Here is a 12066-nt window from a genome sequence, read left to right on the forward strand (position 1 = left end):
CGTGTCGACTCCTCAATCACGCGAGTCGACCGCCCAATCACCCGTGATGCCCCTTCAATCACACGAGATGCCCGCTCAATCACGCGTGATACCTCTCCAAGCACGCACGAATCCCGCCCGATCACACCGAACCCGCGGGCCACCCCATCAGGAGTGGCCCGCGAGCGGTGTCAGAACCAGCAGTCCGGCCGAACCCGCAACAGTTCAGTCCGCCGCACTGGAGTCCCGTCAACCGGAGCAGGGTCCTCCGCGGTCGGCACGATCCCGCCCGCGGCCACCTTGTCCAACGTGCGCAGACCCGCGGCGCCGACCGTGCCGAACACCGTGTAGTCCGGGCGCAGCGCGGAATCGCCGTACACCACGAAGAACTGCGATCCGTTCGTCGCCGGTCCGGCGTTCGCCATCGCCAGCAGACCGCGCGCGTACACCTTGCGCGCGCCCGTCGGGTCGGTCGGGGCCGGGGGGAGGTCGACCGGCAGCTCGTCCTTGTACTTGTACCCCGGGCCGCCCTCGCCGGTTGCCGTCGGGTCGCCGCACTGCAGGACCTTCAACGTCGGGTACGACGTCAGGCGGTGGCACACCGTGTGGTCGTAGAACCGGTGGTTCGCCAGGTGGAGAAAACTCTGCACCGTGCACGGCGCCTTCGCGCGGTCGAGGCGCAGTGGCAGCGCGCCCTGGCTGGTCGGGACCGCGACGTCGACCTTGCCGTGGCTCGGGGTGTGCCGCGGGTCGGGCGGCAGCGGCACCGGCCGCGACGCCGGTTCGTCCGGGGTCTCGGTGTACTGGCAGGGCCCGTGCGTCGTCTTCGGCGGTGGGGCGTCGGCCGCGGTGGCCACGCCGTTGCCGGCCACGAACAACGCGCCCGCCGCCAGCGCGGTGACGAGTGTCTTCTTCATCCTGCACGCCCTCCCAGTGATCGCCCGGTTCCGGAGCGCCCCGCAGTCTAGGGCCCGGCACCGACAACAAGAACCGGCGAAAGTCGCCCATGTCACGCGGTCGGGTGAACCTCACCGCCGCAACCCCGAAATTGTCGGACCCCCTCAGCACGATGGTGATCACGCGGCGAACCCGTCGCACCCCGAAGGGAGAAGGTCATGGATTTCCGCCGAAGACCCGTTGCCGTGGCACGGTTTCTGCTCGCACGACTCGCGTCGGCTTTGCTACCCGCGAAGGTCCGCGATCAGCTCGGCCGCCGCCGCGAACGGATCGATCTCCCGCGCCACCACGCGTTCGGCGACCTCGGCCAGCCGTCCCCCGCCGCGCAGGTCCGCCAGCTCGGCACGCAGCCGCCGGACCGCGATGGCCTCGACCTCGTCGCGCGCCCGGGCGGCCCGGCGCCGGGCCAGCTCGTCGTGCGCGACCAGCCACTCGTGGTGGGAAGCCAGCGCGCTGACCACTTCGTCGACGCCCTCACCCTTCGCCGCGACGGTCCGGACGATCGGCTGGCGCCAGCTCGGCCCGCGGACTTCCCTGCGGGCCAGGGAGATCATCTGCTTGAGGTCGTGCACCGTCGCGTCCGCGCCCTCGCGGTCGGCCTTGTTCACAACGAATACGTCGGCGATCTCCAGCACGCCCGCCTTCGCCGCCTGGATCCCGTCGCCCATGCCCGGCGCGAGCAGCACCACCGTGGTGTCGGCCAGTTTCACGACGTCCACTTCGGACTGACCGACGCCGACGGTCTCGATCAGCACCACGTCGAACCCGGCGGCGTCGAGCACGCGCACGGCCTGCGGGGTCGCCCACGAGAGCCCGCCGAGGTGCCCGCGCGTGGCCATCGAGCGGATGAACACGCCGGGGTCGGTGGCGTGCTCGGTCATCCGGATCCGGTCACCGAGCAGGGCCCCGCCCGAAAACGGCGAAGACGGGTCGATCGCCAGCACCCCGACCCGCTTGCCTTCGGCGCGCAACGCCGTGAGCAGCGCCGACGTCGAAGTCGACTTGCCGACGCCGGGTGGCCCGGTGAGCCCGACGACCCGGGCCCGCCCGGTGTGCGGGGTCAGCGCTCGCGCGATCTCCGCGACGCGCGGGTGGGCGTCCTCGACGAGCGAGAGCAGCCGCGCGACGGCACGGGGCTGCCCGTCCCGCGCGCGGCCGACCAGGTCGTCGAGGTCGAGGGGTGCGGTCACTTACGCCGACGGCACCCGCAGCAGGAGGGCGTCGCCCTGACCGCCGCCACCGCACAGCGCGGCCGCGCCGAGCCCGCCGCCGCGGCGGCGCAGCTCGTGGATCAGGTGGACGGCCAGCCGCGCGCCGGAGGCGCCGATGGGGTGGCCCAGGGCGATGGCGCCGCCGTTGACGTTGACCTTCTCCGGGTCGAGGCCGAGCTTCTCGGTCGAGACGAGCCCGACCGCGGCGAAGGCTTCGTTGATCTCGACGAGGTCGAGCGCGTCGGCGCCGAGCTCCGCCTTCGCCAGCGCGGCGAGGATGGCGTTCGACGGCTGCTCGTGCAGGCTGGCGTCCGGCCCGGCGACCACGCCGTGCGCGCCGATCTCGGCGAGCGCGGTGAGGCCGAGCTCCTCGGCCTTGGCCTTGCTGACGACGACGACCGCGGCGGCGCCGTCGGAGATCTGCGAGGCCGAGCCCGCGGTGATCGTGCCGTCGGAGGCGAAGGCGGGGCGCAGCTTGGCGAGGCCCTCGGCGGTCGTGTCCGCGCGGACACCCTCGTCGGTGTCGAAGACGACCGGGTCGCCCTTGCGCTGCGGGATGGCGACCGGGGCGATCTCGTCGGCGAAGTAGCCGTTCTTGATGGCCTCGGCGGCACGCTGGTGCGAGCGGGCGGAGAAGGCGTCCTGCTGCTCGCGGGTGACGCCGTAGCGGGAGTTGTACTTTTCCGTCGAGGCGCCCATGGCGACCTGGTCGAAGGCACAGAAGAGACCGTCGTAGGCCATGTGGTCGACAAGTGTGGTGTCGCCGTACTTGAAGCCGGAGCGGGACTTCGGCAGCAGGTGCGGGGCCTGGGTCATCGACTCCTGGCCGCCGGCCACGACGATGTCGAACTCGCCGGCGCGGATCAGCTGGTCGGCGAGCGCGATGGCGTCGAGGCCGGAGAGGCAGACCTTGTTGATCGTCAGCGCGGGCACGCTCATCGGGATGCCCGCGGCGACCGCGGCCTGGCGGGCCGGGATCTGGCCGGCGCCGGCGGTGAGCACCTGGCCCATGATCGTGTACTGCACCGCGTCCGGGGCGACCCCGGCGCGTTCGAGGGCCGCCTTGATCGCGACCCCGCCGAGCTGTGCTCCCGTGAAGTCCTTGAGGGAACCGAGCAGCCGCCCGATCGGCGTACGGGCGGCGCCCACGATCACGGAACCGGACACGGCGTCCTCCAAGCTTCGGCGCATGGGCAGTTTTTCCGACCATACCCGGAGGGCGGGCTTCTTGATGGAGCCAGTGTGAGGCGGGGCACGCGACGATTCCGGCTCGACGCCACGGCGCGGGCCCCTATCCTGCCTCCATGAATGACGCCCTGCGGCCGTTCGTGACGGCCATCGACCACGTCGGCATCGCGGTCCCGGACCTGGACGCGGCCATCGAGTTCCACCGCGCGCACTTCGGCCTGGAAGTGGCGCACGAGGAGGTGAACGAGGAGCAGGGCGTGCGGGAGGCGATGCTGCGCGCGCCCGGCACGGCGGGCACGGAGACGCAGATCCAGCTGCTGGCGCCGCTTCGCGACGACTCGGCGATCGGCAAGTTCCTGGCCAAGAGCGGCCCGGGGCTGCAGCAGCTGGCGTACCGCGTGTCCGATGTGGACGCCGCCGCGGCGGCGCTGCGCGAGCAGGGCCTGCGGATGCTGTACGACGCGGCCAAGCGCGGAACGTCGAACAGCCGGGTGAACTTCGTCCACCCGAAGGACGCCGGCGGTGTGCTGGTCGAACTCGTGGAGCCGGCGAAGGACGGCGCGCACTGACCTGACAACTGCGGCGTGAAGGGGCCGCATCTCCGTCACAAACCCCGCACAACCCCGGTTCCGGAGCCGGCGGTGCGACTCGGCACCCCACGCAACCCCTAGCCTGCCGGGCCCGGAACCCCGCCTACGCGGGCGCCGCCTTGGCGGCGAGGGCGTCGGCGATGAAGGTCAGTTCGCCGTCGAACTCGGCGGGGAGGTCGTCGTCGGAGTGGCGGGCCGTCGCGTGGCGGTGGCTGACCGCGCGGGCCAGGAGGCCGGACGCGCGGTCGACGTCGGCGATCGGGAGGCCGCCGGCGGTCGCCGCGACGATCACCGAGCGGACCTGGCGGACGAGCACCTGGAAGCGCTCGTGGAGGGCGTCGCGGACGACGTGGTGGGTGTCGGCCTCGCGCCACAGCAGGTGCGAGAGGCCGAGTGACCGGCTGAAGCGGTGGTCGAGCTCGCGGACCAGCCGCCGGAGGCTGCCCGCGAGGTCGCCGGGGACGACGACCACGGCCGGCTCGATGCGCTCGTCGGGCAGCCGCTCGACGAGCGCGGTGAGCAGGTCCGGCTTGTGCCGGAAGTAGTAGTGCACCAGCCCCTTCGGCACTCCGGCCCGCTCCGCGATGCGGGAGGTCGGGGTCGCGTCGAAGCCGGACTCGGCGAAGAGCGCCTCGGCGGCGCAAAGAATGCGCTCCTTCGCCGAATCCTCGGTCATTCCGGTGCCTCCTGGGTCCTTCGGTCCGTCAGTGCTGCCCTGCCGTGCGGTGCGCGGCCGTCGCGACCGGCATCGCCGCCGCGCCCGCGACGACCGTCAGGACCCCGGCGATCCAGGACGTCCAGGACGTCCAGGACGCGCCGTTGAACTCGGTGTACCCCATCACCCACGGGGCGATGAAGAGCAGCACGCCGAGCGCGATCTGGATGCCTTCCCCGTAGACCATGCCCGGCACGGCCAGCGAGACCAGGCCGTCGACTGCGACCAACGCGCCCAGGACGACCATCGTCCACATCGCGGTCGAGTCCGTGCTCAGCCAAAGGGGTGAAAGAGCGGCGACCAGGCCGATGACGACCTCGGCCCAGTCGTGCGGCCGGGTCCAGGCGCGCGTAGAGACTTCACTCATTCGTGCTCACCTCCGTCGGTGAAACTGCTGGTGGGGATGCTTTCCCACCGCCGATGATCCGCTTGACTGGCCAGCCGGTCAAGACTGGTCGGTCACAGTTGGGCGTGTAATCGTGCCGTCCGTCTCGTACAGTTGTGTCCGCGAGTTACCGGCGAGTAATTTCTGCCGCCAACGCCGTTGACCCCCATCTCCGCGGAGGAACCGATGACGCAGCTCGGCGAGATCCAGCAGGCCATCCTGACCGGCGAGTCCGCCACGGTCGGCTCCCTGCCCGTGCCCGAGAGCTACCGCGGGGTGACCGTGCGGGCGGACGAGGTCGACATGTTCGAGGGCCTCGACAGCCGGGACAAGGACCCGCGCAAGTCACTGCACGTGGACGAGGTGCCGGTCCCCGAGCTGGGGCCGGGTGAGGCGCTGGTCGCCGTGATGGCGAGCGCGATCAACTACAACACCGTGTGGACGTCGATCTTCGAGCCGATCCCCACGTTCAAGTTCCTCAAGAAGTACGGGAAGCTCTCGCCGCTGGCCAAGCGGCACGACCTGCCCTACCACGTCGTCGGCTCGGACCTGTCCGGCGTCGTGCTGCGGACCGGCGTCGGCGTGCACAACTGGAAGCCCGGCGACGAGGTGGTCGCGCACTGCCTGAACGTCGAGCTGGAGAGCCCGGACGGGCACAACGACACGATGCTCGACACCGAGCAGCGGATCTGGGGCTTCGAGACGAACTTCGGCGGCCTCGCCGAGATCGCGCTGGTCAAGGCCAACCAGCTGATGCCGAAGCCGGACCACCTGACCTGGGAGGAGGCCGCCTCCCCCGGGCTGGTCAACTCCACCGCCTACCGGCAGCTCGTCTCGCGCAACGGCGCGGACATGAAGCAGGGTGACGTCGTGCTGATCTGGGGCGCCTCGGGCGGCCTCGGCTCCTACGCGACGCAGTACGCGCTGAACGGCGGCGCGATCCCGGTGTGCGTCGTCTCCAGCCCGGAGAAGGCCGCGATCTGCCGGAAGCTCGGCGCCGAGCTGATCATCGACCGCAGCGCCGAGGCGTACCAGTTCTGGAAGAGCGACACCGAACAGGACCCGAAGGAGTGGCAGCGCTTCGGCGCGAAGATCCGGGAGCTGACCGGCGGCGACGACCCGGACATCGTGTTCGAGCACCCGGGCCGGGAGACCTTCGGCGCCTCGGTCTACGCCGCGCGGAAGGGCGGGACGATCGTCACCTGCGCGTCGACCTCCGGGTACGTGCACCAGTACGACAACCGCTACCTGTGGATGAACCTGAAGCGGATCATCGGCTCCCACTTCGCGAACTACCGCGAGTCGTGGGAGGCGAACCGGCTGATCGCGAAGGGCCTGATCCACCCGACGCTGTCGAAGACGTACTCGCTCGAAGAGACCGGGCAGGCCGCCCTCGACGTGCACCGCAACGCCCACCAGGGCAAGGTCGGCGTGCTCGCGCTCGCGCCCGAAGAGGGACTCGGCGTCCGGGACGCGGAGAAGCGCGCGAAGCACATCGAGGCGATCAACGCCTTCCGCGGCGCCTGAGCGGGCGCCGCGCCGGGACACACGTCCGAACACCGGACGGGCGGAAGGACGTGATCAAGACGACGCCGGGGGCGGGCTCGCGCTCCCGGCGTCGGAATCCACCGTGATGGCGCCGGATCCGGCCAGATCCCTTCGCCGCATCACACGGCGCGTTCGGCGCACCGTACGGGTGCTCACCCTTCCGTGACCCGGCTGCGACTACGGTAGGCCCATGAGCCTTGGCGATGAACGGGAGCTTGTGCCGCTGGGAGCCGGCTTCGACGTGGCGAAGCGGGGATACAGCCGAGCACAGGTCGACGAGCACCTCGAACGGCTGGACGCCGACCTGAAGATGCTCACCGCGGATCGGGACGCCGCCATCGCGCAGTCCGGGGACCTCGCCCGGCAGCTGGAGATCGCGCGCGGGGAGATCGCGGACCTGCGCGGGCAGGTCGACCGGCTGGCCCAGCCGCCGACGAGCGTCGAAGGCCTGTCCGAGCGGCTGCAGCGGATGCTGCGGCTCGCACAGGACGAATCCGCCGACACGCGCGCCCGCGCCGAAGCCGAGGCCGGGCACATCCGGGCCAAGGCCGAGACGGACGCGAGCGCCATGCGGGCCCGCTACGAGCAGCTGCTCACCGAGCTCGACCTGCGCCGCAAGGAGATGGAGGCGGAGCACCGCAAGGTGCTCGAGGACGCCCGCGCGCAGGCCAAGGAGATCACCGACAAGGCCGAGGCCGAGCGGACGAAGCTCGACACCGAGTCGTCGGACCGCCGGACGAAGGTCGAAGAAGACTTCGAGATCGCGATGGCCTCGCGCCGCACCGAGGCGATGCGGGTGCTGGCCGAGCAGGAGGCGGCGAGCAAGGCCGAGGCCGCGCGCCGCGTCCAGGAGGCGACGCAGGACGCCGCCGACATCCGCGCGAAGATCCTCGAAGAGGAGACGACCGCGAAGGCCGACATCGAACGCCGTCAGCGCGAGTCGGTGGCCGACGCGAACAAGCGTCGCCAGGACTCGATCACCGAGGCGAACGCCCGGCTCGCGGAGGCCGCCGACGAGGCGCGCCGCCGCGTGACGACGGCGACCGAGGAGTCGAACCGGCGGATCACCCAGGCCAACGAGCGCGTCGACTCGCTGCGCAAGGTCCGCGGCGGGCTGGCCGAGCAGGTCCGCGCGGCGCGGGCCGTGCTGGCCGAGGCGCACACCGTCCTGGGCGACGACGTCAAGGTGCCCGCGGACGTCACGGCCGACCTCAAGGCCGAGGACCTGAAGGCCGCCGACCCCGGTAAGACCAAGCCGGTGGGCGACGTCGAGGAGACGATCCGGATCAAGGCGTCCGACGTCCCCAAGCCGCACCCGGCACCCAAACCGGCCCCCAAGCCGGCGCCGAAGCCCACTCCGCGGCCGAGCGGAGCGCAGAAAGCGACTGGCGAGTAACCTTCCACCCGACACGGGCGCGGACGAGCCGGCACGGTCGATGCCGACCGGCTATCGTCCCTGCTCACGCGGGATCACCTGGAGGTTTTGCGCATGGGTGCGGCATATCGGACCGTGGTGGTGGGCACGGACGGCTCGGAGTCCTCGTTCGCGGCGGTGGACCGCGCGGCGGCGGTGGCCGGCGACGCGGGGGCGACGCTCGTCATCACGTGCGCCTTCTACCCGGCCAGCAAGACCGATGTCGACAAGGCCCAGGACGTCCTGGGTGACGAGGCCTACCAGGTCGTCGGCTCGGCGCCGGCCGAGGACACGCTGCAGTCCGCGCGCGACCGGGCGGTGCGCGCGGGCGCGGAGAAGATCGACACCGTCGCGGTGAAGGGCGACCCCGTCGACTCGCTGCGCAAGGTGGTGCACGAGCGCGAGGCGGACCTGCTGGTCGTCGGCAACCGCGGGCTGAACACGATCGCGGGCCGGATCCTCGGCTCGGTGCCCTCGGAGGTCGCCCGGAAGTCCGGCGTGGACGTGCTGATCGTCCACACGACCTGACGGTGTCCGATCCCGGGCCCGGTTCGAGCGGGGAACTTCAGCAGCGGCTCGAGCGCATCCTGCTGGGCGGCCGCCGGAAGTACACCCGGCTCGAAGTGGCCGAACGCGCCGGCGTGCCCGAAGAACGGTCGCGCCGGCTCTGGCGTGCGCTCGGGTTCGCGACGGTCGCCGACGACGAGGTGGTCTTCACCGACGCCGACGTCGAGGCGATGCGGACGGCCGACCAGCTGGTCCAGTCCGGGCTGATCGACCCGAGCATCGAGGTGTCGGTGACCCGCGCGCTCGGCCAGCACCTGTCGCGGCTGGCCGAGTGGCAGGTCGAGATGCTGTGGGCGCTGATCCGCGAGCAGCCGGAGCTCGGCCGCGGTGAGCGCCAGGTGGCGCGGCTCGTCGACCGGCTGCTGCCGGAGCTCGAGCGGGTGCAGAACTTCGTCTGGCGACGGCACCTGGCCGCCTACGCCGGACGCGCGTTCGCCGCGCCGGACGAGAACCTCGAGACGCGCACCGAGGTCGTCGGGTTCGTCGACATGGTCGGCTACACCCGCCTGACGCGCCAGATCGACGAGGACGAGCTGAGCCGCGTGCTCGACGCCTTCGAGCTGCTGGCGGCCGAGGTCATCGCCGAGCACCGCGGCCGGGTCGTGAAGATGATCGGGGACGAGGTCCTGTTCGTCGCGGACTCGGCGACCGACGCGGCCGAGATCGCGCTGGCCCTGACCGAGCGCACGACGGCGGACGAAAGCCTGCCGTCGGTCCGCGCCGGCATGGCCTCGGGCCGCATCCTCAACCGCTTCGGCGACGTCTACGGCTCAGTGGTCAACCTGGCCGCCCGCCTGACGTCGGTGGCCCGCCCGGGCACCATCCTGGTCGACCGGGAGCTCGCGGCGGAGCTGGCCGACGAAAAGGCCTACGAACTGCGCGTCCGCCGTCCGGTCACGGTCCGCGGGTACAACCGCCTTCGCCCGGCGGCCCTGCGCCGCGCCGCCGAAGCGCCGACGGGCGCCTTCGCCTCGTCCCAGCAGCTGGTGGCCGAGATGCTGGGCCTCTCCGAACCCGCGTCCGCGGCGCCGGTCGGGGACGACGGCGTGATCGCGGACGAAGACGCCGTGACGGCCCGGCCGCGCCGGCGTCGCCGCCGCATCCGCTGACCCGCCGTCGATCACCGAGCGCACGAAACGAGACGACCTCCGGGAGCTTCGCACGCGACCGTGGTGGAGCGGTCCCTGCCCGCGGTGGGCAAACCGCACGACCCCCGGGAGTGGATCTCATGAGCAACCCGCACCGGTTGACCGCGGGCTCCGTCGTCGTCCGCCGGTACTTCCGCGGACCCCACCTCAACATGGCCCAGGCCGCCAGAGTGGTGCAGCGGTCGGCCGAAGGCCTCCTGCTCTGGGTGCCGGTCGGCGCGGGCTTCGCGACCCGGTACCACGCCGACGGCACGGCCATGCGGGAAGAGCCGATCGAAGTCGTCGGGCGGGCACGGCTCGCCGTGAGCGAGTGGCGTGAGCGCGACGTCCTGATGCTGGTGCGGCCGGGCCGGCCGCACTCGGTGTGGTGGTTCTTCGACCGCGGCCGGTTCGACGGCTGGTACGTCAACCTCGAGCAGCCGGCGACGCACTGGAACGACGGGACCACCGCCGGCCTCGACACGATCGACCACAGCCTCGACGTCGTCGTCGCGCCCGACCGCACGAGCGAGTGGAAGGACGAGGACGAGTTCGCCTGGGCGACCGGCCAGCCGGGCTACTGGTCGGCCGAGTTCGGCCGCACGGTGCTCGCGGAGGGGCGGCGCATGCGGCGCGCGGCCGCCGCCGGGCAGTTCCCGTTCGACGGCACGTGGTGCGACATCCGGGTGGACGGACCGCCCCCGCCGCGGCTGGAAGGCGACGCGTGGTGCGAGCGGCCGGCGGCGTGGGAGCTGCGCGAGGCGGCGTGAACCGGACGCCCGGCCGCAAACGGGAAGACGCCCGCCGGCGGGCCCGCGCGGCACTGTGGCAAGGCAAGACCGCGCCAACGAACCGCTTCCCGCCGGAGGGGTGCTGCACCGAGCGTCCGGCAAGGCACGTCAGCCCAGCTTCGTGCCACTCCCAGGCCGAGGGGGTTCCTTGCCATGCATGTCGCCGCCGCAGTCCACCCCGCACTCGGTCACGGGAGCGCGAAGGCGGGTTGCCAACCCGGCCGAAAGCAGGCCGGCCAGGTGGGAGGACGTAGATGAGCGACCGCAAGGACAAGCTGCTCGACGACGTGGCGAAGTACCACACGGATGTGAGCCGGGCGCAGCCGTTCGTGCCCGGCCACACCGAGATCTGGCCCGCGGGGGCCGTGCTGGACGCGGCGGACCGCACGGCTCTGGTCGAGGCGGCGCTGGACATGCGGATCGCGCACGGGGTCTCGTCGTTCGAGTTCGAGGCCACCTTCGCCCGCCGGATCGGGACGCGCAAGGCGCTGCTGACCAACTCCGGGTCGTCGGCGAACCTGCTCGGCATGACCGCGCTGACCTCGCCCTTGCTGGGCAAGCGCCGGCTGCGGCCCGGCGACGAGGTCGTCACCGTCGCCGCGGGCTTCCCGACAACGGTGAACCCGGTGGTGCAGAACGGGATGGTCCCGGTCTTCGTCGACGTCGACCTGGGCACCTACAACACCTCCGTCGAGCGGGTCGCGGCCGCGATCGGCCCGAAGACCCGCGCCATCGCGCTCGCGCACACCTTGGGCAACCCGTTCGCCGTCAAGGAGATGGCGGAGCTGGCCAAGGAGCACGGGCTGTTCTTCCTGGAAGACAACTGCGACGCCGTCGGCTCCCTCTACGGGGACCGGATGACCGGGACCTTCGGCGACGTCGCCACCACCAGCTTCTACCCGGCCCACCACATCACCATGGGCGAGGGCGGCTGCGTGCTGACGTCGCGGGTGATGCTGGCGAAGATCGTGGAGTCGCTGCGGGACTGGGGCCGGGACTGCTGGTGCGCGCCGGGCGCGAGCAACACCTGCTGCCAGCGGTTCGACCAGCAGAAAGGCCGGCTGCCCGCCGGATATGACCACAAATACGTGTATTCGCACGTCGGGTTCAATTTGAAGTCGACCGATATCCAGGCCGCGCTGGGATTGTCGCAGCTGGAGAAGCTGGATTGGTTCACCGCCGCGCGCCGGGCGAACTGGGCGCGGTTGCGGGCGGGGCTGGAGGGAACGCCGTACCTGCTGCTGCCGGAACCGACGCCGGGTAGCACGCCGTCGTGGTTCGGATTCGTGCTGACGCTGACCGAGGACGCGCCGTTCAGCCGGCGGGAGCTCATCCGGTTCCTGGAAGACCGCAAGATCGGCACCCGGCACCTGTTCGCCGGGAACCTGACCCGGCACCCGGCCTACCAGGACGTGAACTACCGCGTCGTGGGCGACCTGACCAACAGCGACGTCATCACCGAGCGGTCGTTCTGGGTGGGCGTTTATCCGGGGCTGACCGAGGAGATGATCGATTACATCGCCGCTTCGGTCCGCGAGTTCGCCGAAACCGGCGGCCGGGCGGGAGCGTCCCCCGGAACCGTCTGAAACCGGTG

General features: G+C 71.5%; 12 protein-coding genes. 7 read left to right on the plus strand and 5 right to left on the minus strand.

Annotated features, from left to right (window positions below; genetic code table 11):
- Positions 1-170: 170 nt before the first annotated feature.
- The 3 genes from ACZ61C_RS45295 to ACZ61C_RS45305 all read right to left on the minus strand — a co-directional run bounded on the left by ACZ61C_RS45295 (position 171) and on the right by ACZ61C_RS45305 (position 3314).
- Positions 171-896 (minus strand): peptidylprolyl isomerase, encoded by a 726-nt coding sequence (locus tag ACZ61C_RS45295; RefSeq protein ID WP_465314166.1) that lies wholly within the window; start codon positions 894-896, stop codon positions 171-173.
- A 264-nt stretch (positions 897-1160) separates the two neighbouring features.
- Entirely contained in the window at positions 1161-2126 is a 966-nt protein-coding gene (gene meaB / locus ACZ61C_RS45300; RefSeq protein WP_465314167.1) for a methylmalonyl Co-A mutase-associated GTPase MeaB, read from the minus strand.
- Positions 2127-3314: an acetyl-CoA C-acetyltransferase gene (locus tag ACZ61C_RS45305; protein ID WP_465314168.1), complete on the minus strand. Its 1188-nt coding sequence runs from the start codon at positions 3312-3314 to the stop codon at positions 2127-2129.
- A 137-nt stretch (positions 3315-3451) separates the two neighbouring features.
- On the opposite strand from ACZ61C_RS45305, the gene mce reads away from it, so the two are divergent.
- Complete coding sequence (gene mce, locus ACZ61C_RS45310; protein WP_465314169.1) at positions 3452-3904, plus strand: methylmalonyl-CoA epimerase; 453 nt, start codon at positions 3452-3454, stop codon at positions 3902-3904.
- A 124-nt stretch (positions 3905-4028) separates the two neighbouring features.
- On the opposite strand, the gene ACZ61C_RS45315 is transcribed toward mce, so the two are convergent.
- Both ACZ61C_RS45315 and ACZ61C_RS45320 read right to left on the minus strand, forming a co-directional pair.
- Positions 4029-4601 (minus strand): TetR/AcrR family transcriptional regulator, encoded by a 573-nt coding sequence (locus ACZ61C_RS45315; protein WP_465314170.1) that lies wholly within the window; start codon positions 4599-4601, stop codon positions 4029-4031.
- Between the two features lie 28 nt (positions 4602-4629).
- Positions 4630-5007 (minus strand): SPW repeat domain-containing protein, encoded by a 378-nt coding sequence (locus ACZ61C_RS45320; protein WP_465314171.1) that lies wholly within the window; start codon positions 5005-5007, stop codon positions 4630-4632.
- 204 nt (positions 5008-5211) lie between these two features.
- Between ACZ61C_RS45320 and ccrA the strand changes: the two genes are divergently transcribed.
- From ccrA to rfbH, 6 genes are all read left to right on the plus strand, one after another.
- The gene (gene ccrA / locus ACZ61C_RS45325) at positions 5212-6552 is read left to right on the plus strand and encodes a crotonyl-CoA carboxylase/reductase (protein ID WP_465314172.1); all 1341 of its coding nucleotides are present in this window, start codon (positions 5212-5214) and stop codon (positions 6550-6552) included.
- A gap of 238 nt (positions 6553-6790) precedes the next feature.
- Positions 6791-7969, plus strand: coding sequence for a chromosome segregation protein (locus ACZ61C_RS45330; protein ID WP_465314215.1), 1179 nt, complete (start codon positions 6791-6793; stop codon positions 7967-7969).
- Positions 7970-8062: 93 nt separating this feature from the next.
- Positions 8063-8515, plus strand: a complete 453-nt coding sequence (locus ACZ61C_RS45335; protein ID WP_328614153.1) for a universal stress protein — start codon at positions 8063-8065, stop codon at positions 8513-8515.
- Between the two features lie 2 nt (positions 8516-8517).
- Complete coding sequence (locus tag ACZ61C_RS45340) at positions 8518-9663, plus strand: adenylate/guanylate cyclase domain-containing protein (RefSeq protein WP_465314173.1); 1146 nt, start codon at positions 8518-8520, stop codon at positions 9661-9663.
- A 119-nt stretch (positions 9664-9782) separates the two neighbouring features.
- Positions 9783-10451, plus strand: a complete 669-nt coding sequence (locus ACZ61C_RS45345; protein WP_465314174.1) for a ribonuclease FAU-1 family protein — start codon at positions 9783-9785, stop codon at positions 10449-10451.
- 275 nt (positions 10452-10726) lie between these two features.
- Entirely contained in the window at positions 10727-12058 is a 1332-nt protein-coding gene (rfbH, locus tag ACZ61C_RS45350) for a lipopolysaccharide biosynthesis protein RfbH (RefSeq protein ID WP_465314175.1), read from the plus strand.
- The last annotated feature ends 8 nt before the right edge of the window (positions 12059-12066 follow it).

The organism is Amycolatopsis sp. NPDC104587, assembly GCF_055583645.1.